We start from the raw sequence: 23,425 nt of genomic DNA on the forward strand, positions 1-23,425 counted from the left end.
TCTCGTTTATTCACCGGGTAATCGGCGTCGGCTCAAGGGGATGGTGAAAAAGAACCGTGAGCCACGACCGACCTGACTCTCAACCCAAATGCGACCGCCGTGCGCTTCCACAATTGCTCTGGCAATAAACAGGCCCAGACCACTGCCGGGCTGGTCACGCCGCAGGCGCGTATCGACTCGATAAAAACGTTCAAAGATCAACTCTTGTTCTTCTGGCGGAATACCGATCCCCTGATCGGCGACATAGACAATGGCCATGTCGCCTTCGGCGCGGGCGCCGATCCGAACGACGCCGCCATTTGGGCTGTACTTGACGGCATTTTCGATCAGATTATTCAGCACCTGGCGAATCCGCTCGTAATCGGCGTAGACCGGCGGCATATCATCAGGTACCCGTATCTCGAATTCGATCCGCTCACCAACCTGGGTGGCGAAGCGACGTACTACCTCGGTCACCAATAGATGCAATGACACATCACTTCGTTCGAGCCGTAGTCCTCCGGCAGCAATGCGTGAGACATCGAGCAAATCTTGAATCTGACGAGCCAGGCGGTCAGCCTCTTCGCCGATGACCTGGAGTGCTTCGCGGTATTGTTCGACCGTGAACTGACCATCAGGACGAAGCATCGTTTCGGCAAAGCCCTTGATGATACTCACTGGTGTCCGCAACTCGTGCGAAATGACCGAAATGAACGTGTTCTGGCGCTCTTCCTCAATCTTTTGGTCCGTAACATCACGTACATTTGCGATGGCGCTCAACAGTTGGCCGTGGCTTCCCCGTTGCGGTGCATAGCGATTCTGAATAAACAACTCACGCCCATCACGAGTAGTAATCCAACCTTCAACGACAGGGTTGGCGAGGTCGGGATGGCGTTGCAGCGGACACTCGTTTAGGCAGATATTTACTCCCTGTGCATTGCGAATCCCAAGGATTTCGGCGCATGGACGGCCGATTGCCTCTTCACGTGACCAGCCGGTCAATAATTCCATCGTGTGGTTGAAGGTAGTAATTCGCCAGCGGCCATCGATAATCATCACCCCATCGGCTGACTGCTCAATTAGCGCATTCAGATGCTGTTTCTCGCGTAACACACTTTGAAACAGGCGAGCATTTCCTACGGCGATAGCTGCCTGATCGGCGAAATCTTGCAGAATCTGGCGATCATCAGCCGAGAATGCCACATTGAGAGCAGCACGGAAAACGTAGATCACACCGAGTGAGGTATCACGAACCGTCAGTGGTAATGCGATCATCTGGCGCAGTGGAATACCGGTATCAAGGGAGACCTCACGCAGTACCTGCGGGCCGTAGCGACTGAGCTCGGCAATCGGGATGTGCAGCAGCGGGGCAAAGGCGGGCCAGAGATCGCGCGGCAATTGCGCTGAGGCTCGAATACGGAGCATTCCATCTTCTTCGTCGAACAGGGCAATAAAGCCGAGTGTGCCGGCTAATAATTCGACCGCATACGTGATCACCAGATTTAGCACACTGCCCAGATCGAGCTGTGCCGTGAGGGCCCGGCTAATTTGCAGTAGATATTCGCGTTGTCGGAGGCGTAGATCGGTCATAATCGTCTATTGTAACACAGGAGTGTACGCTCCTATCGTCGTGAGCATGTGTAAACTTTTACACTTCTTATTCCACGCAGAAGGTGTCGTTGTCAAATATTACACAAGTGCGTACAGCCCTTGTATCTCAACATCGGTGTGATAATCCTTGTCTCATACAATGGCGTATCGTGCGCATGGTCTCTCCTCCGTTCTGCCCACCCGGTTACTATTTACACAACGACTCGACAATATTGCTGATACGTGGTATGATGATAAAAAATTATACCGTCAACCAATAACATTACATTCAGAATTCCTGAGTACACGGGTATACGTGACGGAGATCGGTAACCGTAGGCCGTTTAACCTGAGCGCGAGGAGGGTAGGTGAGCAAGTATTCACCACCAATGCCTGGCACAGGCAGCGAAGCCATTGCTATCCGGTGTGGCGAGGAGATCGGCATGAAAATCAACCAAAGCAGCAAACGTGCCCAAAAACTCATTCGCGAACACAAATTAACGCCCGAAGAGATTCAGCAGATCATTGCGGCTGCACGTATCAACCTCGCCACATTTGATCCCGGCTATCGGGCTAACGTCACCCAAATTGCCGATGAACTACAGAAAAGTCGCCCAACCATCTATGGTTGGGCTGATCGGGCCCTGGCCGCAACTATCCACTCCCTGCGGAATATTCGTACTGGTCGCCCCCCGAAAGATCGTGAACGCAACAATACAACTGGTGAAATTGAGTGATAGTATGGAAACATCCTGGTTCAACGACAGTGTATAATACACAGTGCGTGTGGTAAAGTGAGGCAGCATGAGTAGCGAGCTGAAAGAGCTTCTAACCCGATTTCGCATGGTCGAGAGCGTTGAAGCTGCCGCTGTGGTGGCCACTGATGGCCTTTTGATCGAAAGCATCACTCGCCCGGGGGTGGACATTGATGCTATCGGTGCGGTAGCATCCAATGGGCTGGCAATGGCTGATGCGCTGGGACGGGAAGTTGCCAAGGGACGTACCGTTCAGGCAGTGCTCGAATACGATGACGGCCTGGTCATTATTGAACCGATCAGTAGTGATGCTATGCTCTTGTTGTTGACCAACTCACGCGATGATCTCGGCTTGCTTCGCTTTCTTGCTGCCAAACATCGAGACGAGATGATCGATGCGCTCAGCGCAATTTGACAACGGTATGTTATAATTTGAAGCAGTAACGCATCGACACCCGCCACTCTCATACGTGAAGGTAGGCTGCGATGGATCCTCAGTTGACAAGTATCATCGTACCTTCGGAAGAGATCGCTCAGATCGAAGAGTGTCTCTCCCGGCTGGTGGAAGACACCGGCAGCGACTATGCATTGCTCCTCGATAAAAGTGGTCAGGTCATCTCCTCGAAAGGCGATGGCGACCGGCAAGACATTACTGCGCTAGGTGCCCTAATTGCCGGTGTGTTCGCTTCCTCGCGAGAGGTGGCCAAGCTCTTGCGCGAACGCGATTTTCGGGCATCGTTCCAGCAAGGGGTGCGCGAAAATATCTTCATCGCGTTGATCGAGGAACAATGGATTCTGTGTATCATCTTCAACAAGGGCACACATATCGGTCTAGTGAAGGTGCTAACCAAGAAGGCGACCGATGAGTTGGCTGCCGTTCTCGAACGGGTACGGCAACAGCATAAGGCGCGTGATGAAGTGCTTGGTTCCGCCTTCCGTACTTCAATGGAAGATACCATTGATCTGTTGTTCCGTGATTAGCCGCGCTTCCATCCTGCTGATTGGTCGTGTCGGGGTGTGATCCGACCGGCTCCGCGAGAGAATCTATGGCTCTGATCAATGTCGCTGCGCGTGAAATACACTGCAAGATTGTGTACTATGGGCCTGGGATGTGCGGCAAGACAACGAACTTGCAGTATATCCATAGCCAGGTGCCAAAAGAGGTAAAAGGCGATCTCCTCTCTATTGCAACTGAAACTGAACGAACGCTCTTCTTTGATTTCTTGCCACTTGACCTCGGTAAGGTGCGCGGATTTCAAACGCGCTTTCATCTGTATACCGTACCGGGGCAGGTACTCTACGAGCGGACACGGGTGGCAGTGTTGAACGGTGCTGATGGGGTGGTCTTCGTGGCCGACTCGCACAAGAACAAAATGCAGGAAAATATTAACAGCCTGCGTGAGTTGGCCCAGAATATTACCCGCCAGAATAAGCGATTTGCCGATTTTCCGATCGTATTGCAGTACAACAAGCGGGATTTGCCGCCAGAGGTGCTCACACCAGTGGCAACTATGGATCATTTCCTCGGTGTGAATAAGATGAATTGGCCGCGGATCGAGGCAATCGCTACCAAAGGCGTGGGGGTCTTTGAAACGCTGCGGGCAATCAGTCGGGTTGTCATTAGCAAGCTGTGATGTTGCTCTGCAACGTCGCACGCGCTAGTCAAAGGTGAGGCGCAGCTATGGCGCTGGCAGGTGATTTGAGCGAGTTTTCGCTCACTGACCTCATCCAGTTGTTGCAATTGAGTAAGAAGACCGGTGGAGTTGAAATTGATGGCCGGCGTGGTGCGCAGAAGTTGGCCGGTTGGATCTTTTTTCGTGATGGAAAGATTGTTGATGCAAAGCTGCCCGGTTTAGAACCACTGGAAGCGGTCTATGCGTTCTTTACCGTGACGAGCGGCCCGTTTCGTTTCCACGAAGGTGTGACGTCGCCCCAGGTCACGATTACCGTTAGCAATGAGTCGATCATCATGGAAGGGATCCATCGTCAAGAGACCTGGTCGCAGCAACAAGCAGCGCCCACGTTGTCGATGGTGCCCCGTCTGGTTCCTAACCCGTCTTCAGGTACCGTCGAGATTAGTCTCGATGCGGAAGAGTGGCGGGTGCTGACGATGATCAACGGCAAACATACAGTTGGTCAGATCGCTCAGCGTAGTGGTCTGGGAGAAGCACGAACCTGCGAGATTATTGCAAAATTGATGCAGAGCGGGCTGATCGAGCGTCGCGAAACGGCAGCCGGAGAGTCACTGGCACCCGAATTTGAACAGATTGCGGCCGGTTATCTTGGCGCTGGCGCCAATGTGCTGCTTCAGGAAGCGTATCGGATTGCCGGGGTCACCGATCCTTCACGGGCGTCGGCAGCCGAAATGTTGGCCGCAGCCGATGCGTTTGAAGCCGAAGCGCGTCGCTTGATCGGTGCTGATCGCGCCAGTCAGGCTGCTGCCCAACTACGCGAGCGAGCGCGTGAGGCGCTGGTTTGATTTGTGGTACAATGGCGATACACGACCCTGCCCGTCGCCGCGGGCAGGGTTTGGTCTTGAATAGGGTGAGGAGTATGTTGTGCGTGCGTTGATGAGCGTTTACGACAAGACAGGGATCGTTGAGTTCGCACAGGCATTACACAACCTCGGTGTTGAGATTATCTCCACTGGTCAAACACAGCGAGTGTTACGAGAGGCCGGTATTCCGGCGCTGGCAGTGAGTGAGATAACCGGGTTTCCTGAAATTCTCGATGGCCGAGTCAAAACGTTGCATCCAGCCATTCATGCTGGCTTGCTGGCCCGCCGCGATCTCCCAACCCACATGGCCGAACTGGCCGCCCATCAGCTCAAACCGATTGATCTGGTTGTCGTCAATCTTTACCCGTTTGCGGCAACGATTGCCCGCTCTGATGTTTCTTTGCTTGAAGCTCAAGAGCAGATTGACATCGGTGGAGTCGCGCTGTTGCGTGCAGCGGCGAAGAATTTTTCAGATGTGATCGTCCTCGTTGATCCCGCCGATTATCCGGTTGTGCTTGATGGTTTGCGTACCGGTGATGTGCCACTTGCCGAGCGACGACGACTGGCTGCCAGGGCTTTTGCCCATACGGCTGAATATGATGCTACAATTGCAGCCTATCTCTGTACGGAACCCCTTCCTGAAATTTTGCCGCTCGCGTGGCGTAAGTATCAATCGCTGCGTTACGGCGAAAATCCGCATCAGGCAGCCGCACTGTATGGTGATTTCGGAACGTTTTTCCGCCAGTTGCACGGCAAAGAACTGAGTTATAACAATATTCTCGACACCGCAGCCGCGCAAGAGTTGATCGAGGAGTTTCCCCCTCATGAGGGTGCGGCAGTTGCTATCATCAAACATACCAATCCGTGTGGTGTTGCCGTCGCCCCTGATCTCCGCAGTGCCTGGGAAGCAGCATTTGCCACCGACCGAGATGCCCCCTTCGGGGGCATTATTGCGGTCAATCGCACGGTTGATCTCGCTTTTGCCGAAGCGGTCAACGAGATTTTCTCGGAAATTATTATTGCCCCTGCTTTTGATCCTGATGCCTTAACATTATTGCAGCGCAAGAAGAATCGTCGTCTTTTACAGAGTCTGCGACCGGTTGCCGGGGCTGCCCGCTGGCAAATCCGCAGCGTTCCTGGTGGGGTGCTGGTGCAAGAACCGGATAGTGCTCCGCTGGCAGCCGAGGAGTGGCGGGTGGTAACCAAACGGGCACCAACCGATGCCGAAGTTGCTGCGTTACGTTTTGCCTGGCGTGTTGTGAAACACGTGAAGTCAAATGCGATTGTCTACGCAGCTACCGACCGTACTCTGGGTATCGGTGCGGGTCAGATGAGTCGGGTTGATAGTTCGCGCCTGGCAGTATGGAAAGCGCAGCAGGCCGGCCTTGATCTGCGCGGGAGTGTGGTGGCCAGTGATGCGCTCTTTCCCTTCGCCGATGGAGTTGAAGCGGCGATTGCTGCCGGTGCTACGGCGATTATTCAACCCGGTGGTTCGGTGCGTGATGAAGAGGTAATTGCTGCGGCTGATGCTGCCGGTGCAGCAATGGTCTTTACCGGCCGCCGCCATTTCCGCCATTAACGAGGAGCGGTGACCACCGCTGCCTTATCAAACAGACACGGAGACAGAGTAAGCCCATGGTTGATATTGCTGAACCTTCGTTACTACCTGTTATCGTACAGCATGCTCGCAGTGGTGAAGTGTTGATGCTGGGATACATGAATGAAGAGGCACTGACTGCGACTCGCACAAGTGGCTTTGTGACGTTCTATAGTCGTTCACGTCAGCGGCTATGGCAGAAGGGTGAAACTAGCGGCCACACGTTGCGCGTTGTCGAAATCCTGCAAGATTGTGATGGCGATGCTCTTCTTATCCTGGCGGAACCGGCTGGGCCAACATGTCATACGGGCCGGCCAAGTTGTTTCTTCCGTGATCTGAGCGAGAGCGAAGTGAATGGCCCGCTGCCAGCCGTGGCAATTCTGGCCCGCTTGGCTGACCGCATTCACGACCGTCGCGATACCGATCCTGCTACCTCGTACACTGCCAGACTGCTCCACGGCGGTATTGACCGTATAGGTAAGAAGATCGGTGAGGAAGCAGCCGAGTTGATCATCGCCGCGAAAAATGGAAATCCGGCAGAGATAGCCTACGAATTGGCCGACCTGATTTACCATAGCCTGGTCCTACTTGAACAACAGGGGGTAACCACCGAAGCGGTTTGGGCCGAGCTGACCCGTCGTTATCAGGCCTCGTAATCGCAGATGATTGCGGGATAACTGTATGCATCATTGGGCTGGTCGAGTGTTGGTTGTAGATGATGATCCGCTCTTGCGTGATCTATGCCGACAGACCCTGGCACGTGCCGGGTTTGTTGTGGTGACTGCCGCCAATGCAACGATAGCTCTTGAGGCCCTCGAACAGACCATCTTTGATCTGGTCATCGTCGATCTGGCAATGCCGGGCGTCGATGGTATCCAACTCCTTGAATTGATCCGGTTACGCGATATTAGCGTCCCTATCTTAATAGTCAGTGGTATCGCTTCGGTTGAGCAAATTGTCCAGGCCATGCGTCTTGGGGCGCGCGGTTTGTTGATCAAACCGTTCCACGCCCAAGAACTGACCAGTATTGCGCACGAATTGGTCAGTAAACGGCAGGAAGTTCGTACCCGTGACCGGTTGGCAACCCTCCGACCGCTGTTGCAGATCAGTCAGCACTTATTAACCGAACTTGATCAGTCACACCTCTATGCCTTAATCATCGAAACGGTGCGGAGCGAAGTGCACGCCGAACGGGCGTCACTTCTGTTATTGGAGCCTGATGAGCAGTCGTTACGAATTGTGGCGTGTACCGGTTTACCCGATACCGTTGGCATCGGTACACTGATCCCGGTTGCAAGCAGTATATCGGGTTGGGTTGTGCGTCATCGTCAGTCTTTGTTGATTGATCAACGATTGACTTCATCACCATGGTTTGCCGAACTACGCCATTACCTGTTGGCCCCTGAATTGACCACTGCTTTATCGGTACCGATTATGGCTGGTGAGCGCGTCTTAGGGGTCCTCAATGCAGCCAAGGCGGCACCGGATACTGCTTTCACGATTGCCGATCAAGAATTGCTACAACTGTTGGCGCGGCAGGCAGCGGTTGCGATCGAGAATGCTCGCCTCTACGCTGAGGTCTCGCGCTCGGAGGCACGCTATCGCGCTTTACTACGCCACGCGAACGATGCGGTGCTCTTGCTTGATGTCACCGGTACTCATGTCCTTGATGCCAATCTGGCTCTGGCTCGTTTGTCAGGTTATCCGCACGAAACCCTCTTACAGCTTCACCCGCACCGATTACTCCCTACCCTGCCTGGCCTGTTAGCAACTGCGGTCAATGGTCGAAGTGAACAGCACGAGATTGAGACAACGCTTTGTACTGCTGATGGTCACGAGACTGCGGTAGCCGTAAGTGTGAGCGTCGTACCTGAAGGCGAACAACACCTCTTTTTGGTTATTGCCCGCGACATCAGCGAACGACAACGGCTAGCGCGCGAGCTTGCCCAAGTGGAAAAACTGGCGGCTATTGGTCGTCTTTCGGCGGCGATGGCCCACGAAATTAATAATCCTCTTCAGGCGTTTTCCAGTACGATACGCCTGTTGCAAAACCCCGATTTACCACCCGAGCGACGAGAACTCTACCTCACAAAAGCTGCGGCTGAACTCGACGGATTGATTCATCGCGTGCAACGAATTCTCGACATCTCGCGTCCAAACCTAGACGGGCGGCGTCCGGTTGATCTTAATCAGGTGATCAATGATGTAATTATCGCCTATCGACCGCAGATGAATGCTCGTGGGATTCGGTATATCGGTGAACTGACCTCAACCTTACCATGGGTCACCGCAGTGATCGGCCATCTCAAGCAGGTCTGTCAGACGCTAGTTCAGAACGCGATTGAGGCGATGCCGAACGGAGGGACGCTCCATATTCGCACCTATCCTCGACCCCCTGATGGCGAACCAGATCGGGCATTGTTCTGGCGGGCTGGTGGCGGATCGCGGCAGTTATCTGATCAGGCGGTTGTGCTGGAGATCAGTGACACTGGGGTAGGTATTGCTGAAGCGGAATTACCCAAGATTTTTGAACCGTTCTATTCGACGCGGTTCGACAGTCTCGGTTTAGGGCTGCCGCTCTGCTACAGCATTATAGATTTTCACGGCGGTGAGTTGCTGGTACGGTCGCAACCCGATCAGGGAACAACGTTCCGTGTGATCCTTCCAGTTGCCCGCTGAACGATTGCTAATCTAACAGACCAGCAATTGGGCGAATCACCAATCGCCGTTCAAGCAGATCGATGGCTATAATAAAATCGCGCACCATTGGGACAAGTGCGTCGGCACGTCCGCGTCGCTTAATCACCGCAATCTCGCCAGCACCTGTTTCGAGAATATCGCACACCTCACCAATACCCTCTCCGCTCTCGGTAATAGCCTGCATGCCGATCACATCGTGATAGAAAAACTCATCGTCAGCAAGCGGAGCAGCATCGCTGGCAGCGATATAAACCTCGGCGCCGCGAAGTTCGGCAGCAGCATCGCGATCGGTAATACTTTGTAGTTGGATAATGATCAGGCCCGGTTTGTGCATGAAGAGGCGTGTAACCTGATGTGGAATCCGTTTCGGACCGATGAAAACGGTGCGCAGGTGGCGGATCAGATGCTCGGGATGGCTCGAAATAGAATGGAGCTTGATCTGACCACGCACACCGAACGGAGCACCCAGAGCACCGATATACAAGAGATCATCCATAGTAGCCAACAGCAGAGTAAGCGGTCAGTCAGAATGACCGACCGCTACCACCCTCTTTACACCTATTCGATGTCAACATGGACCCGCTTCTTTTGGCGGGCGGCGGCTACACCCATTAGATCACGGATCGCCTTGGCGACCCGGCCATTGCGCCCAATCACCTTACCGGTTTCGGAAGGTGCAACGGAAAGATGGTACGTAACAGTAAAACGCCCACTTCGCTCTTTGATGCGCACAGCTTCAGGTGTATCAACCAGATTGCGGGCGATGTATTCAAGGAGCGCTTTCATAGAGGCCCCTCCGGTAATAGTGATTACGCCTCGGCTACGACCTTACCCTGCTCGTCGAGAATGTTTACCTGCTTTAGCAGCCTGACGACAACCTCAGTTGGTTGGGCGCCAACGCTGAGCCAGTAACGAGCACGGTCGGGCTTGATTTCCAGCACTTTGGGCTGGCGGGTTGGAAGATAGTAGCCGATGGTCTCGATAAATTTACCATCACGCGGTGAGCGCGAATCGGCAACCACAATACGATAGCTTGGCTGCTTAGTCTTGCCGGTGCGGCGCAGACGAATTTTAACCATAGGTCGTTTTGTTCCTCATACTCAGACCAATAATAACACACTAGCCCTAGAGTATAACACAGATTTGCGTTTTTGTTGCAACAGATCAGCGTAATCGCCGTAGCAGTTCATTTGGATCGATCCCGCCTCGGCCTTTACCACCTTTACCGGCAAGTTGCTTCATCATCCGCTGCATCTGCTGAAACTGTTTCACCAACTGACTCACCTCTTGCACCGAGGTGCCACTGCCGCGGGCAATCCGCTCGCGGCGACTACCCTTAATGATTTCCGGTCGCCGACGTTCTTCAGGCGTCATCGAATAGATAATCGCTTCAACCCGCTTGATGTGTCGTTCATCGAGTAGCTCCTCATTACGGGCCAGTTGATTCAGGCCGGGAATCATCGCAATAATCTGCTGTAGTGGGCCGAGCTTGCGCATTTGATGGAGCGAGGTCAGGAAATCTTCAAAATCGAATTCACCCTTGCTCAAGCGCTTCTGCATCTTCTTTGCCTGTTCGGCATCGTAGAGCTGTTCAGCACGCTCAATAAGGGAGAGCACGTCACCCATGCCCAGAATACGTGAAGCCAGCCGGTCAGGGTGAAAGACTTCGAGCGTGTTACCATCGACCTTCTCACCAGTAGAGAGGAACTTGATCGGTACGCCGGTAACGGCCCGTACCGACAAGGCCGCACCACCCCGTGCGTCGCCGTCCATCTTCGTCATCACTACGCCGGTCAGCTTCACCCGCTGATTGAAGGTTTCGGCCACGCGCACCGCCTCTTGACCGGTCATTGCGTCAACGACCAGCAAGCGTTCAATCGGATGCACACGGCTCTCAATCTGTTCCAGCTCTTGCATGAGCGGTTCGTCGATCTGGAGCCGACCAGCAGTGTCGATGATTACCACATTAAATAGCTCTTTGCGGGCATGTTCGACCGCGTGTTCGGCAATATCTGGAGGACTGGCCTGCGTTCCTTCGCTGTAGACCGGAATATTCAGTTGCCGACCCAATGCCTGCAACTGGGTAATTGCTGCCGGGCGATATACGTCAGCCGCAACCAGTAATACCCGCTTCCCCTTCTTACGTAGATGGAGCGCTAATTTGGCGGCCAGCGTTGTTTTACCGGTGCCTTGCAAACCGACCAGCATGATCACGGTTGGGCCGGGACGGGCCTCTTGTAATGGCACGTGCTCGGTTCCCAATAGATTAATCAGTTCTTGATGAACAATCTTAATAACCTGCTGGTGGGGGGTGAGGCTCTTGGTGACCTCTTCACCAATCGCCTTTTCGGTGACTTTTGTCACAAAATCTTTAACGACGCGCAAATTGACGTCAGCTTCTAACAGCGCAAGGCGTACCTGCTTCATCGCCTCGCGCACATCATCTTCGGTCAAAATTCCTTTACTACCGAGTTTTTGAAAAACGGCCTGTAGTCGGTCGGAGAGACTCTCAAACATAGGTCAAACTCATTTCTACGAGTGTATTACCCAATGCTATTGCTGGTTCCATTGTACGAGTGAAGCAGGCACACGTCAATGCACGTACTCGGCAGAAATGAGCAGCGGGTGCGTGATGTTCGTTGGTGTCACTTTGGCTGCGTTCTTTTCGCTCTACCCAGGATGGATGTGACGATGGTGTACGTATGTAGCGCAATTGCAAAGTAATGATGTTTTCTAAACCATTGAAGTCTCTGTGTTTTCTCGGTATAATGGGGCAGCACCATATACAGCCACGTCGCTTCCATCGCCAGTCCCGCAAATCAATCATTCCCAACGAAGTTGTTCTGAGGTAACACTATGCAGGATTCTCAGGTAGCGATATTGCAGGCAGAATGTGAACGTTTGCAGGCACAGGTAGCCGAATTAACACGCTTTCAACGGATTGTTGAAGATACCGATCAACTGGTCACCGAGGTTGACAGCAATGGTATCTTTACCTATGTCAACCCGGCAGCGGAACGATTCTTTGGCTATCCTCCTCAAGACTGTATCGGTCGCTCTTCGCTAGAGTTTTTGCATCCAGACGATCGCGAGCGAGCACAACGGGCGCTGGGCGAATGGGTACAACGGGGTGAGCGGACGGTCACGGTTGAGAATCGGGTGGTACACCGTTCGGGTGCTATCTTTCCTATACTTTGGACAATCGCGATTCGTTATGATAATCAACGCCAGTTTGCCGGTGCGACATCGATTGCGCATGACATCAGTCACATCCAACGCCTGCGCCACGAATTAGCCGAAAGTCGATCAATGTTACGCCTGATCATTGATAGTTTGCCACAGGCAGTATTCTGGAAAGATCGTGACGGGCGTTTTCTTGGTTGTAATCAGCAACTGCTTCGTGATGCCGGTCTCAGCTCTGAAGCAGAGATCGTTGGCAAAACCGACTTTGAAATGCCGTGGCGCGATCAGGCCGATGCGTATCGGGCCGATGATCAAGAGGTTATGTGCAATGGCCCCAAACTTAATATTGAGGAGCCGCTGACGCGCAGTGATGGCACAACGATCTGGTTGCGCACCAGCAAACTACCGTTGCAGCGCGATGGTGAGGTAATCGGTGTTCTTGGCATGTATGAAGATGTTACCGATATTAAGCTGCAAGCCGAAGAGCTGCGCACCTTCAAATTGCTCGTGGAAAACGCCCCTGACGGGATTGCGATAGCTGATCCCCATCTGGTTATAACCTATAACAATCCGGCTTTGGCGAAGATGCTCCAGTATCCTTCACTGGTAGGCAAGGCAGTTGCCGAAATTGTCTACCCGGCTGATCTTCCGATACTCGAACAGATAGCACAACAGGTGATGCAGGGCCTGACGCCACGGGAAACGGTTCGTTATGTGCGCAGTGATGGTGCCCTGATTACGATTCAGGCCTCAGCACTGGCGTTACGCGATGAGCATGGCAATCTGACCGGCTACGCTTCGATTAATCGTGACATCACCGAGCAGTTGCAAGCTGAAGAGAATCTCCGCTTGAGCGAACGGCGTAAGCGTGCATTGCTCGACGCAATTCCCGACTTAATGTTTTTGCTTAGGCCAGACGGCGTATTTCTCGACTACAAAGCCGACTATAGCGGTGAGTTGCTTATGCCGCCAGAAGCATTTTTAGGCAAGCGAGTTGACGAAGTGCTGCCGCCACCACTAGCCGCGCAGGTGCTACACCATATGGATCAGCTCAAGCGCACCAATGAAATGCAACAATTCGATTACCAGCTTATCATTGGCGATCAGACACTAGAGTATGAAGCGCGCATGGTATTCAGTGATCGCGACATTCTGATTCTGTCGCGCAATGTGACCGAACAGCGCCGCATTGAACGTGAGCGCACCGAGATGCAAGAACAGATCATTGCGGCCCAGCAGGCAACATTGCGCGAACTCAGTACACCGCTGATGCCGATTGCCGATGGTGTGATAGCAATGCCGCTGATCGGGGCGATTGATACGATGCGCGCCCAGCAAATCATGGAGACGCTCCTGAATGGGGTAGCCGAATATCGTGCGCAGGTCGCCATTATTGATATTACCGGCGTGAAAGTGGTTGATACCCAGGTGGCCGGTGCACTGGTACGGGCTGCACAGGCGGCACGTATGCTCGGTGCTCAAGTTGTGCTGACCGGAATTAGCCCAGAGATTGCCCAGACCCTGGTGCATATTGGTGCTGAGTTGCGTGATATGACGACGCGCGCAACATTGCAAGAGGGCATCGATTACGCTTTGAAACGTCGGGGTACTGCTCCTCATGTGGTGGGAAATAATCGACAAAGCAGGCCGCGATGAGGTGGATGGCGAAGCCGGTATGCCGATGAGCGAGCGACGATGCACAACACACAGAGCCGGGGTGTAACCTCTTACCCGTTGTCGGTAACGGTTTTCTACAGTGTGAGAGTCTATCCAGACATTCGTCGTCACGTCATAACGCATCAACCCAGGCGATGGCTGGAACACGATGGATGTACAGCCTGATCTCGATGGTGTTGCATAGCGAAGCCAGACGATGCTTTGCCTCCACGAGTGACCCCTGACGAGCGAGCGCAGCGACGCTGCGCCCCGACCGATCTGACGTTGCCGGTGCTACCACAATGGCTTCATCTGGTATAATCATTGTGGTATGCAACCACTTGAGCTTCAAATTGACCACCGTGTCGTGGTGGCCGGGACAACTTTAGCGGAAAGTGCTCGCACACTGGTCGTGACACCTGCCCCTCAGCAGTTGGCAGCCGCTGCCCGTGGGCAACTTTTTGTGTTGTGTGAACCGATTGGTCCGGCTGAGCGTGCCGAGCATGCCTGTCGGGTCGTTACCCAACGTATCCGCCAGGTCTTTTATGAGAGTGATGCAACCAGTGTTGCATCCGCACTGCGACTGGCGATAGTTGCCGCTAATAAGGCGCTGTATCAAGACAATATGCGGTGTGCGCCTGCTCACCGCGTGACTGTTGGGGTGACTGCAATTGCACGACTTGATGGCGATCTCTTTATCGCTCAGGTGCAACCGGCACAGGTCTTCTTACGGTGCTGTAACAAGCTTCGGGCTATTCCTCCCCATCCATCCTGGGAGCCAGGGCAAGTCAATGCCGCACAGCTTGCATTAAGCGGCGCGCTCGGCGCCAGTCTGTTCGTTGAACCCGAGTTCTTTCGAGCGGTATTACAGCCCGGTGATGCGGTTCTCCTCAGTAATAGTGATTTGATCACGCGATTTGATTCACCGACGATGGCGGCGCTCCTTGCCCAGACTGATGTTGCAGCCATTCTGGATGCGGTGCAGTCGCGCATCGATCAGCTCGCGGAGATCGAATTACTGGCCTTCACCGTTCATGCGGCAGCATCACGTGCAGCATCTCTACCCCAGGCAGAGCATAGACATCAGTTTTTTCAGCGACCGAACCATAAACCGGTGCAGTCTGTTGCATCCCCTGAAACAAAGCCTGATCCACTTTTTACCTTACCATCACAACCGACGTATTCATCAAACCCGTCCCCCCGACCAGCACCGATTGATCTCGGTGAGTCGCTGGCCGAACGAGTAGCCCAGCAGCAGATGCCGCTGCCGCCATCGAGTATGTTAGGCGAAAATCCACCATCAGCACCGCCGATTGATCTGGGTGATACGTTTACCGATGCTCGTCCATACGGTCTGCGCCGCCCGCTCCGACCACCAGAAACCCTGACGTTGCTTGAACGACTGAGCTGGCCTCTCTTGGTGGTAAGCGATCTGATCCGCGAGTGGCGACGCGAGCGAGTATTGCGGCGGAAAGCCCTCACCGTGAGCAGTTATGTGCCCCGTGGTCGGGGTCTCACCTATCGCCGCACTGCTCCGCCATTTCCGTGGTCACTGATAGTAGTTACCATCTTAGTGGTGGGGATTGCTATTTTGTACGGGATCAACCTCTCGCAGCAGAATAACCTGCAACTGGCTACTGAATATCTGGTAGCCGCTGAAGAACGAGTAGCGGCAGTCCGTACAGCGCCTGATGAAACCGCCGCCCGTGAAGCATTGATCATTGCGCAACAGGCTATCGAAACGGCCCGCACTAGCCCTGAGATCACGACGACGAATCCAGGGTTATGGTTACGCTTTAGCGAACTCGAGCGTGAATACGAACGGTTATTAGCTGCTGTTGATCGCATCTCGTTCCTCGAACCCGTGTTGCTGGCAACCCATCCGCTCCCCAACGGTGTTTTTAGCAGCGTTATTGTTCCACCTGCAACAAGTAGTGTTACGGATACGGCACGTCTGACCGCCCTGCGTTACCTGTATGCGCTAGATAGTGCCCCCAATGCTGCTCGTCTCTATCGGATTCCACGCGATGGTGGAGTACCAGAACCGTATCTCGAACCAGGACAAATCGTAGGTGCCGCTGTAGTGGGTTCATTGCGTGCCGCACTCTGGCGAATCGATCAGGTGGTCGCAATCGATCAAGCGTCAAACGGCTTCGGTTACTATTTTCGCCAAAATGACACGTGGAACTACTCGAAGTTGGGTGGTTCTGAGATATGGATCAACCCCGAACGTCTCGATGTTGAGGAATATGCCGGTAATCTTTACGTTTGGGGTGTCCAGCCGGGCGAAGTATTGAAATTCTCGTCGGGGCGCTATGGCGACACACCTGAGTTCTGGCTTAACCCCAGTGTTACGCGCGATGCAGCCGTGCTCTCGGCGATTGATATGGCCGTTGATGGCAGTATCTATCTGCTCCAGAAAAACGGTACGGTGTTGGTCTTTAGTTTCGGTCAACAGGTAGGTCAGATCACGCCACGCAATGTCTCACCACCAATTGTCGAAGTGACTCGCTTTGTGATCACCGGTCCACCCGATGCCGGATACATATTTATGCTTGAACCAGTAAACGAGCGGATCTTGCAGATCGACAAACGTACTGGCGAGCTGATCCAGCAGTTACGAATACGAGTCGGGAACGATCTGAATCTGAGCCAATTGATGGCATTGAGCATTGATACCAGTAGTGCTCGTCCGATCCTCTACATTGCCAGTGGTGGTGACATCATGCGCGCTGAGTTGCCGCCACCACCGCGTAGTTTTCGTGAAGAAGCTCTGCGATGAAACAGTTTTTCCTTTGCTGCTGCCTGCTATTGCTGATCAGTGGCTGTAGTACGGTCAGCCTGGATGAAGATATTGGTTTAGGCGGAGTCACGCCTGAAGCAGTAGTAGAGAGCTTTCTCGAGGATTTCAACACAGCTCTGGCTGATCCGGCGCTTAGCGAGCCAACGGCCCGACAGGTGTGGGCTAACCGTCTGGCAAGCTATTTTGCGCCCAGCGAACGTGCCGATCAGCGTCTGGTCATGCGCGAAATGTTCGACAGCTTCGCTCGTAACAACCTCCAACCAGTACGTGGGAGTAAGGCTGAAGTGGTTATCACTTACGACCGTACCCGTGCGAATCGGATCGATGAAATGACGGCACTGGTTGAAGTGGTCAATGGGGTGATGACAGTACGCTGGCGTGATGCCGCAGGGAATGTCGTTTTTGAACGCAGCGGTGCCCTGCTGCGTCTGATTGGTCGCGAAGCAAATGGACTACCGGTTATTCGGGTCGATGGTCGCTGGTATTTAACCGAGGCTGGCTGAGAGCATGTCCATCTTGAGATGAACGGCGTATGGTCGCATCAACACGCTCTAGAGCTTCCTTTCTGCATCAACCGTGCCGTTTCCGTATCCCGACACTGAGGGCGTGTGACGGAGCACAGACATCACACGAAGTACGACATGCCGTGAGTTGCTGCCCAAAGTAGGCTGCCAGAAGCTGATGACGGCACCGCGCCTGGCGGGCATAATTGACTGCTGCTTCAATTCGTCGCTCTTGCCACTGTTGCGCCGTTGCTAGCCAGTGATCAATTCGATCACCGACATCAGGTGGCACAGGTAAACATTCGATGAGTGGCAATCGTAAGCCAGGACGATACAACAGTTGACCACTGGCCTGGGCTTCGAGCAGCACGGCTTCGATCTGTGGCACCGGAAGGTTGTATTGACGGGCAAGCATCACCAGATCAATTTCAACTGCTTCCTGCGGAAACTGTCTTAACCAGTCTGGTGTATGAAGATTAGCAGTGCGACGCTCGACGATAGCCGAGAGTGGCAGATCGAAATGACGGCGTAAAACACCGACCTGTTCGAGTACACTGATCCCTACTCGAACCAGTGTTTCACCGTCGCTACCCAATTGATCCTGCAAGGCATTGAGATCGATCACTCCTACCGGGTACTCGATCATCTTCCGAATATGCCGATACAGTTCGCGTAGCTTTGGGCGTGTAATCAAGGTAGACTGCAACCATTGGCGGAGGGTATTGGCATCACTCTCGCTGAAAAAAAGAATACAACGTGCCGGCCATCCATCACGTCCGGCGCGGCCTGCCTCTTGATAATAGGCTTCCAGCGAAGGCGGCAAATTGTAGTGAATAACCGCACGAATATCGGCTTTATCAACACCCATCCCGAAAGCGACTGTTGCCACTAACACCCGCGTCTTGCCATTCATGAATCGTTCCTGTACGGCTTCTCGATCAGGATGGAGGGCGTGGTAGTGGTCAGCAGCGATTCCGGCCAGGCGCAATTCACAGGCCAGCTCCTCGCACCGCTGACGGGCACGGGCGTAAATGATGATCGGGCCATTGATCTGCTGGCAAAGTTCAATCACACTGCGCACTCTCGACATGCCTGATCGTATCCGCACTACTTGAAAGAAGAGGTTAGGCCGGAAGATAGGGGCCTGGATAACATCGAGTGGCCCCAGCATGGTTTTAATGGCGTTGATCGTATCGGTCGCCGCAGTAGCCGTGACTGCTAGAACCGGTGGTGTTCCCAATTCGGTAATTGCCCGCCTGATGAACAGATAGTCGGGCCGAAAGTGCTGACCCCACAAACTGATACAGTGCGCTTCATCGATGACAAGCCGTGCTACTCCGCAGCGACGCAGCGCGTACAGAAAAGAACGCTGTCGTAATCGTTCTGGGGCGATGTAGACCAGTTTGTAAGTACCAGCTGCGATGGCCCGCAAGCGTTCACGCATTTCGTGTCCGCTCAACGTTGAATTGATGACAGTCGCACGTTGTTGCAGAGCTGGCGGTAGTCGGTCAAGCTGATCCTTCATCAATGCAATCAGTGGGCTGATGACAACCGTAGCTTGCGGTAGTAATTGCGCCGGTAGTTGGTATGTCAGAGATTTCCCGGCACCGGTCGGTAAGATAGCTAGCGTGGACTTGCCATGCAGGACACGTGCGATGATCTGTTGCTGGTAAGAACGGAATTTGCTGAAGCCGAAAACATCCCGCAATATGGTGGTGGCTTCAGGTGGCAACAATGGTTGGTGATGGTGTTGTTGATTTGACATAAGACATGTTTCGTTGCCGAAAGTTTGTTTTACCTTAGAGAGTTCGCATAGCGTTCTGGGCAGTGAATGTAGCATATCGAAACGAACATGCTATATATAAAACCGTTTGAGAGACAAAAAAGATACGCTTTCTTTAGCGGAATGCCGAGTGAAATGAACAGTTGGTCGGCAGGGCTGTCCACCAGCCTTCTCCACTCGCCTTACCTCATTGCTGCGGGGTGTGATGAGAACGTTGAAACGACATCCACCGCCGGTTATCGTGTTTCACGCCCTGAAGAATTGTGGGTAGGGGCATCACACGCGGTTTGCACAGATAGCATTGGTATCAGGATAAATACCTGTGAATCAAATGATGTTCATCGCACGTGGCAGTTGTGCGCCGGTAAGATGCTGTCAAGATATGCAAAACTGAAATCGCTGAACATTCTGATAAGCATCAAGCGATACGTACCCGATGATCGTTGCTGCCTGGCAGAATGATTTGTGTTAACCAGCGGGCAATAATTCCGGCGACATCATCGGGGCGTTCCATCGGCAGCATATGACCGGCTTCGATCTCGGCAAAGGTGGCCTTGGGAACAACCCGATGGAGTCGTTGCCAGACCGAGTCAGTTATCAGATCAGAGCGTGTGCCGCGCACAATCAACAGCGGCAGCGTGAGACGGCGCAGATCACGCCAGGCGTCGATTGGTGAAGAGGCAAAGATATGCGATTCCCAGCGTTTCGGCCATGCCAGGGTATAACCCTGACCATGCGGATGCGGCCGCAGCCCACCGCTCAGGTATCCTTCGAGCGCCTCTGGAGTAAAATCGGCGAACACACCACGTCCACGCCAGCGTTGTCGAGCTTCATCGACGCTGGCGAAATGATCGCGGCGTCGTAATGCACCCTGGGCCAGCGGGAAGCGGTATCCCTGGCCACTCTGACGGAGAAGCCATATCAGCACCTGCAAGCGTCGCCGGAAGAGTACCGGATCGATCAGCACAATCCCTTGAAAAAGATCAGGGCGTGCCACGGCTGCATATAAGGTGAGAATACCCCCTAGCGAATGACCAATACCGATGACAGGTTCGCTGGTTACGGTCTGTAAGTCGGCGATCAGGTCAGCAGCCAAATCGCGCCATGTCCCTCCCGGCTGCGAATCCCCATCGACACGCAGCGGACGTGGCCGGTACCCAAGGATGCGCCCAAACGACGCAAGGCCGGCGGCGAGAGGGACATACGCTTCTGGCGGAAAGCCATTAGCAGGCGCGATATGGATGAGACGGGGGCCGGAACCCCCGAGCTCACAATATGGTGTAAGAGCGGTTTGTGTTGTCATAAGATACGTTGAAGGGCAACCGCGTTATATGAAGGGGCCGTGCGCGGTAATATCGGCGCACGGCACGCGCAACGTCCGAATGCCACCCTAATCATCGCGGCGGCGTGGTCGAGGTCGGTCAGCTTCACGACGCGGTCCACGTAACTCTTCGCGCAAACTGCGCGGTTCTTCACGGCCACCACGTTGTTCCTCGCGTGGACGAGGACGTGGTGCAGCGCCAGCAGCCTTGCGTTCTTCAGGTGTCTCACCGGTCAGAACGGCACGTCGGCTGAGGCTGATCTTCCCGGTGGCGCGATCAATATCGATGACCATCACATTGATCTCATCACCGAGTGAAACCACATCTTCCACATTCTCGACCCGCTTGTCATCGAGTTCTGAAACGTGAACCATGCCATCTTTGCCGGGCAAGATGTTAACAAACGCACCAAAGGGCTTAATACTCACCACCTTACCGAGAAAAATATCACCCACTTTGGCTTCGCGGGTCAATCCCTCAATCATACTGATAGCTTGTTTGGCGGCGGTGCCATCGGGTGCGGTAATAAAGACGCGGCCGTCATCTTCGATATCGATTTGGGCGCCGGTTGTATCACAGATATTGCGAATCGTCTTGCCGCCAGGCCCAATCAGGGCGCCAATCTTGTCAACCGGTATCTGAATGGTCATAATCCGTGGTGCATAGATCGACAACTCTGGCCGTGGCGTGCTAATCACCGCATTCATTTTATCGAGAATAAATAGGCGTCCGGCACGCGCCTGTGCAAACGCTTGCCGCATAATCTCGTAGGTGATTCCGGTCGTCTTGATATCCATTTGCAGCCCAGTAATACCCTTAGCGGTACCGGCTACTTTAAAGTCCATATCGCCGAGGGCATCTTCAATACCCTGAATATCCGTTAACACTTGCCAGCGCCCGCTCTCATCGGTGATCAAGCCCATTGCTACACCAGCGACAGGTGCCTTGATTGGAACACCAGCGTCCATCAAACTGAGCGACGAACCACACACCGAGGCCATCGATGAGGAGCCATTAGAAGAGAGTACTTCAGAAACCAGGCGGATCGTGTAGGGAAAATCCTTCTCATCGGGCAACACGGCGTACAACGAACGCTCTGCGAGAGCGCCATGGCCAATATCACGACGACGTGGCGTGCTTACCCGGCGTACTTCACCGGTACTAAACGGCGGGAAGTTATAGTGATGGATATAGCGTTTGGCCGTCTCGATCCCAAGATCGTCCATCTTTTGCTCTTCACCGGGTGAACCGAGAGTTGTAATCGTCAGAACTTGGGTTTGACCACGGGTAAAGAGCGCCGAACCATGCACTCGTGGAATGAGGCCTACCTCGATGCTAATAGGACGGATCTCATCAATCCGACGACCATCTACCCGAATCCCCTCATCGAGAATCGCATTACGTACCTCGTCCTTGAGCAGCTTTTCAAAAGCTTTTGTTACCTCTTTGGTGCGGTTAGGGATTTCTTCTTCCGGTTCATCCGCAGTGAAGTGGGCAATCACCTCTGCCTTCAGGGCTTCGGTTTGGGCTTCACGCTCTTGCTTAACAGGACTACGCACCGCTTTGCGCAGGCGATCACCCATCCATGCACTGATTGCCTCTTCCAGCGAGGTATCGACCACCGGTGGGGTAAATGGACGCTTTGGTTTTCCACAGAGCTGCACGAGTTGCTCTTGCAAGTCGCAGATCTGCTTACAGACGGCATGGCCTTCGATAACGGCTTGCAGCATCTCGTCTTCGGTTAACTCGTAAGCACCAGCCTCAACCATCAACACAGCGTCCTTGGTACCGGCGACTACCAGATCGAGACGGCTGTTGGCGATCTCATTCATCTTCGGATTTACCACCAACTGACCGTTAAGATGCCCCATCTGTACCGCACCAACCGGACCGGCAAAGGGAATATCACTGATGCACAGCGCGGCTGATGCTGCGATAATTGACAGCGGGCCGGGGTCATTTTCCATATCAATAGAGAACGTGGTAACGATCACTTGCACTTCGTGGTAAAAACCCTTGGGAAAGAGGGGGCGTAGCGGTCGGTCGGTAAGCCGGGCAGTGAGAATGGCGGTTGTTGTGGGGCGTCCCTCGCGCTTGAAGAAGTTACCGGGTATCTTGCCCACCGCATACATCTTCTCTTCGTAATCAACGGTTAGTGGGAAGAAATCAGTTCCTTCACGGACTTCTTTAGCGCACACCACAGTCGCTAACAGCATTGTATCGCCGTAGCGAGCCACAACCGCGCCATCGGCCTGCTCGGCAAAACGTCCGGCTTCCAAGGTTAAGGTACGGCCAGCTATCTCTGCGCTCACCGTATAGATATTACGTTCTGTCATACGCTTCTACTGCTCCTGTGTTTCGTACCTGATTGGGGCGCCCTTTGCGCCCTTTTTGCAACGAATCCAATCGCCGTTTGCGACCGGGGCGCGGTGTTCGGTACTGGCGTATAGGCATCCTGTTCATGCGCATACGCCAATCCCGAACTGCCGCGCCTGACAATATGCAAAAAGCGCCTGGCGGCGGAGGCCGCTGGCGCTCTTTGTCGCTTATTTCACACCAACGAATACCCTTATCATACTAGCGGCGTAGACCGAGCCGGTTGATGACGTTACGATAGCGTTCGCGATCCTTAGACTGTAAATAGTTCAGCAGCCGTCGTCGGCGCCCAACAAGCTTAAGTAGACCACGACGCGAGTGGTGATCGTGCGTATGCACGCGCAGATGTTCGATCAACTGGTTGATACGCTCGGTCAGCAGTGCCACCTGAACTTCGGGCGAACCGGTATCAGACTCATGAATCTGATAGTCGTTGATAATCTGTGATTTTTCTTCTTTTTCGAGCGCCACGAGCAATTCCTCCTCGTGTAATCGCGCACGGGCTGGCGCAGCCCGGCGTTCCTGATATAAGCTGCTATATTATAGCATGGGTTGTGGTAATTTGCCAAATTATGTCGTGCTGCGTGATGGGTCAGGGAACGGTTTTTCGGATCGGCGCTAAGTGCCTATTCGGAAGACCCTGGCGCAGAATCGGTTGGGGCGCAGCAGCGCTGCGCCCGT

General features: G+C 53.7%; 21 protein-coding genes. 11 read left to right on the top strand and 10 right to left on the bottom strand.

Translation table 11 applies throughout. The annotated features are described in order from the left end of the window. Positions 1 to 6: 6 nt before the first annotated feature. Positions 7 to 1,569, bottom strand: coding sequence for an ATP-binding protein (locus QTO31_RS06085; RefSeq protein ID WP_031458046.1), 1,563 nt, complete (start codon positions 1,567 to 1,569; stop codon positions 7 to 9). Positions 1,570 to 2,012: 443 nt separating this feature from the next. Here QTO31_RS06085 and QTO31_RS06090 point away from each other — a divergent pair, with 443 nt between their 5' ends. From QTO31_RS06090 to QTO31_RS06125, 8 genes are all read left to right on the top strand, one after another. Beyond that, positions 2,013 to 2,306, top strand: coding sequence for a hypothetical protein (locus QTO31_RS06090; protein ID WP_028458429.1), 294 nt, complete (start codon positions 2,013 to 2,015; stop codon positions 2,304 to 2,306). A 67-nt stretch (positions 2,307 to 2,373) separates the two neighbouring features. Continuing rightward, complete coding sequence (locus QTO31_RS06095; protein ID WP_028458430.1) at positions 2,374 to 2,739, top strand: roadblock/LC7 domain-containing protein; 366 nt, start codon at positions 2,374 to 2,376, stop codon at positions 2,737 to 2,739. Between the two features lie 71 nt (positions 2,740 to 2,810). After that, positions 2,811 to 3,305: a roadblock/LC7 domain-containing protein gene (locus tag QTO31_RS06100; RefSeq protein ID WP_028458431.1), complete on the top strand. Its 495-nt coding sequence runs from the start codon at positions 2,811 to 2,813 to the stop codon at positions 3,303 to 3,305. A 65-nt stretch (positions 3,306 to 3,370) separates the two neighbouring features. After that, positions 3,371 to 3,958 (top strand): GTP-binding protein, encoded by a 588-nt coding sequence (locus tag QTO31_RS06105; protein ID WP_031458049.1) that lies wholly within the window; start codon positions 3,371 to 3,373, stop codon positions 3,956 to 3,958. Between the two features lie 47 nt (positions 3,959 to 4,005). After that, a complete protein-coding gene (locus tag QTO31_RS06110; protein WP_301428443.1) occupies positions 4,006 to 4,803 on the top strand; it encodes a DUF4388 domain-containing protein in 798 nt (265 codons plus the stop codon). Between the two features lie 79 nt (positions 4,804 to 4,882). Continuing rightward, on the top strand, positions 4,883 to 6,400 hold the full coding sequence (gene purH / locus QTO31_RS06115) for a bifunctional phosphoribosylaminoimidazolecarboxamide formyltransferase/IMP cyclohydrolase (RefSeq protein ID WP_031458051.1): 1,518 nt from the start codon (positions 4,883 to 4,885) through the stop codon (positions 6,398 to 6,400). Between the two features lie 56 nt (positions 6,401 to 6,456). Next, positions 6,457 to 7,074: a bifunctional phosphoribosyl-AMP cyclohydrolase/phosphoribosyl-ATP diphosphatase HisIE gene (gene hisIE, locus QTO31_RS06120; protein WP_301428444.1), complete on the top strand. Its 618-nt coding sequence runs from the start codon at positions 6,457 to 6,459 to the stop codon at positions 7,072 to 7,074. Between the two features lie 25 nt (positions 7,075 to 7,099). Further along, positions 7,100 to 9,097 carry a response regulator gene (locus QTO31_RS06125; protein ID WP_301428445.1) on the top strand — a complete coding sequence of 666 codons (1,998 nt, stop codon included), beginning with the start codon at positions 7,100 to 7,102 and terminating at the stop codon, positions 9,095 to 9,097. Positions 9,098 to 9,104: 7 nt separating this feature from the next. Here the strand turns inward: QTO31_RS06125 and rimM are convergent, their stop codons facing one another. From rimM to ffh, 4 genes are all read right to left on the bottom strand, one after another. Further along, positions 9,105 to 9,614, bottom strand: a complete 510-nt coding sequence (gene rimM, locus QTO31_RS06130) for a ribosome maturation factor RimM (RefSeq protein WP_031458054.1) — start codon at positions 9,612 to 9,614, stop codon at positions 9,105 to 9,107. A 62-nt stretch (positions 9,615 to 9,676) separates the two neighbouring features. Next, entirely contained in the window at positions 9,677 to 9,904 is a 228-nt protein-coding gene (locus tag QTO31_RS06135) for a KH domain-containing protein (protein ID WP_031458055.1), read from the bottom strand. 23 nt (positions 9,905 to 9,927) lie between these two features. Beyond that, positions 9,928 to 10,197 carry a 30S ribosomal protein S16 gene (gene rpsP, locus QTO31_RS06140; RefSeq protein ID WP_031458056.1) on the bottom strand — a complete coding sequence of 90 codons (270 nt, stop codon included), beginning with the start codon at positions 10,195 to 10,197 and terminating at the stop codon, positions 9,928 to 9,930. Between the two features lie 85 nt (positions 10,198 to 10,282). Then, positions 10,283 to 11,635, bottom strand: a complete 1,353-nt coding sequence (gene ffh / locus QTO31_RS06145) for a signal recognition particle protein (protein ID WP_031458057.1) — start codon at positions 11,633 to 11,635, stop codon at positions 10,283 to 10,285. 339 nt (positions 11,636 to 11,974) lie between these two features. Between ffh and QTO31_RS06150 the strand changes: the two genes are divergently transcribed. Continuing rightward, on the top strand, positions 11,975 to 13,957 hold the full coding sequence (locus QTO31_RS06150) for a PAS domain-containing protein (RefSeq protein ID WP_301428446.1): 1,983 nt from the start codon (positions 11,975 to 11,977) through the stop codon (positions 13,955 to 13,957). A 133-nt stretch (positions 13,958 to 14,090) separates the two neighbouring features. Here the strand turns inward: QTO31_RS06150 and QTO31_RS06155 are convergent, their stop codons facing one another. Beyond that, complete coding sequence (locus QTO31_RS06155; RefSeq protein ID WP_031458059.1) at positions 14,091 to 14,282, bottom strand: hypothetical protein; 192 nt, start codon at positions 14,280 to 14,282, stop codon at positions 14,091 to 14,093. A gap of 6 nt (positions 14,283 to 14,288) precedes the next feature. On the opposite strand from QTO31_RS06155, the gene QTO31_RS06160 reads away from it, so the two are divergent. Together QTO31_RS06160 and QTO31_RS06165 are read left to right on the top strand one after the other, a co-directional pair. Beyond that, positions 14,289 to 16,739 (top strand): hypothetical protein, encoded by a 2,451-nt coding sequence (locus tag QTO31_RS06160; protein ID WP_301428447.1) that lies wholly within the window; start codon positions 14,289 to 14,291, stop codon positions 16,737 to 16,739. Next, a complete protein-coding gene (locus tag QTO31_RS06165) occupies positions 16,736 to 17,263 on the top strand; it encodes a hypothetical protein (RefSeq protein ID WP_031458061.1) in 528 nt (175 codons plus the stop codon). Before QTO31_RS06160 ends, QTO31_RS06165 begins: the two co-directional genes overlap by 4 nt. 67 nt (positions 17,264 to 17,330) lie before the next feature. Here QTO31_RS06165 and QTO31_RS06170 read toward each other — a convergent pair whose 3' ends face one another. The 4 genes from QTO31_RS06170 to rpsO all read right to left on the bottom strand — a co-directional run bounded on the left by QTO31_RS06170 (position 17,331) and on the right by rpsO (position 23,215). After that, complete coding sequence (locus tag QTO31_RS06170; RefSeq protein ID WP_031458062.1) at positions 17,331 to 19,028, bottom strand: ATP-dependent DNA helicase RecQ; 1,698 nt, start codon at positions 19,026 to 19,028, stop codon at positions 17,331 to 17,333. Between the two features lie 436 nt (positions 19,029 to 19,464). Further along, entirely contained in the window at positions 19,465 to 20,349 is an 885-nt protein-coding gene (locus QTO31_RS06175; RefSeq protein WP_051871042.1) for an alpha/beta fold hydrolase, read from the bottom strand. Positions 20,350 to 20,436: 87 nt separating this feature from the next. After that, entirely contained in the window at positions 20,437 to 22,704 is a 2,268-nt protein-coding gene (gene pnp, locus QTO31_RS06180; RefSeq protein WP_301428448.1) for a polyribonucleotide nucleotidyltransferase, read from the bottom strand. Positions 22,705 to 22,945: 241 nt separating this feature from the next. Beyond that, complete coding sequence (gene rpsO / locus QTO31_RS06185; RefSeq protein WP_028458446.1) at positions 22,946 to 23,215, bottom strand: 30S ribosomal protein S15; 270 nt, start codon at positions 23,213 to 23,215, stop codon at positions 22,946 to 22,948. Positions 23,216 to 23,425 lie beyond the last annotated feature (210 nt).

This window comes from Chloroflexus sp. MS-CIW-1, assembly GCF_030444705.1.
GTDB lineage: Bacteria > Chloroflexota > Chloroflexia > Chloroflexales > Chloroflexaceae > Chloroflexus.

What these genes read in the sequence shown, in the direction of transcription:
- QTO31_RS06085 (WP_031458046.1), bottom strand. Translation starts at nt 1,569, where the DNA reads ATGACCGATCTACGCCTCCGACAACGCGAATATCTACTGCAAATTAGC.
- QTO31_RS06090 (WP_028458429.1), top strand. Translation starts at nt 2,013, where the DNA reads ATGAAAATCAACCAAAGCAGCAAACGTGCCCAAAAACTCATTCGCGAA.
- QTO31_RS06095 (WP_028458430.1), top strand. Translation starts at nt 2,374, where the DNA reads ATGAGTAGCGAGCTGAAAGAGCTTCTAACCCGATTTCGCATGGTCGAG.
- QTO31_RS06100 (WP_028458431.1), top strand. Translation starts at nt 2,811, where the DNA reads ATGGATCCTCAGTTGACAAGTATCATCGTACCTTCGGAAGAGATCGCT.
- QTO31_RS06105 (WP_031458049.1), top strand. Translation starts at nt 3,371, where the DNA reads ATGGCTCTGATCAATGTCGCTGCGCGTGAAATACACTGCAAGATTGTG.
- QTO31_RS06110 (WP_301428443.1), top strand. Translation starts at nt 4,006, where the DNA reads ATGGCGCTGGCAGGTGATTTGAGCGAGTTTTCGCTCACTGACCTCATC.
- hisIE (WP_301428444.1), top strand. Translation starts at nt 6,457, where the DNA reads ATGGTTGATATTGCTGAACCTTCGTTACTACCTGTTATCGTACAGCAT.
- QTO31_RS06125 (WP_301428445.1), top strand. Translation starts at nt 7,100, where the DNA reads ATGCATCATTGGGCTGGTCGAGTGTTGGTTGTAGATGATGATCCGCTC.
- rimM (WP_031458054.1), bottom strand. Translation starts at nt 9,614, where the DNA reads ATGGATGATCTCTTGTATATCGGTGCTCTGGGTGCTCCGTTCGGTGTG.
- QTO31_RS06135 (WP_031458055.1), bottom strand. Translation starts at nt 9,904, where the DNA reads ATGAAAGCGCTCCTTGAATACATCGCCCGCAATCTGGTTGATACACCT.
- rpsP (WP_031458056.1), bottom strand. Translation starts at nt 10,197, where the DNA reads ATGGTTAAAATTCGTCTGCGCCGCACCGGCAAGACTAAGCAGCCAAGC.
- ffh (WP_031458057.1), bottom strand. Translation starts at nt 11,635, where the DNA reads ATGTTTGAGAGTCTCTCCGACCGACTACAGGCCGTTTTTCAAAAACTC.
- QTO31_RS06150 (WP_301428446.1), top strand. Translation starts at nt 11,975, where the DNA reads ATGCAGGATTCTCAGGTAGCGATATTGCAGGCAGAATGTGAACGTTTG.
- QTO31_RS06155 (WP_031458059.1), bottom strand. Translation starts at nt 14,282, where the DNA reads ATGATTATACCAGATGAAGCCATTGTGGTAGCACCGGCAACGTCAGAT.
- QTO31_RS06160 (WP_301428447.1), top strand. Translation starts at nt 14,289, where the DNA reads ATGCAACCACTTGAGCTTCAAATTGACCACCGTGTCGTGGTGGCCGGG.
- QTO31_RS06165 (WP_031458061.1), top strand. Translation starts at nt 16,736, where the DNA reads ATGAAACAGTTTTTCCTTTGCTGCTGCCTGCTATTGCTGATCAGTGGC.
- QTO31_RS06170 (WP_031458062.1), bottom strand. Translation starts at nt 19,028, where the DNA reads ATGTCAAATCAACAACACCATCACCAACCATTGTTGCCACCTGAAGCC.
- QTO31_RS06175 (WP_051871042.1), bottom strand. Translation starts at nt 20,349, where the DNA reads ATGACAACACAAACCGCTCTTACACCATATTGTGAGCTCGGGGGTTCC.
- pnp (WP_301428448.1), bottom strand. Translation starts at nt 22,704, where the DNA reads ATGACAGAACGTAATATCTATACGGTGAGCGCAGAGATAGCTGGCCGT.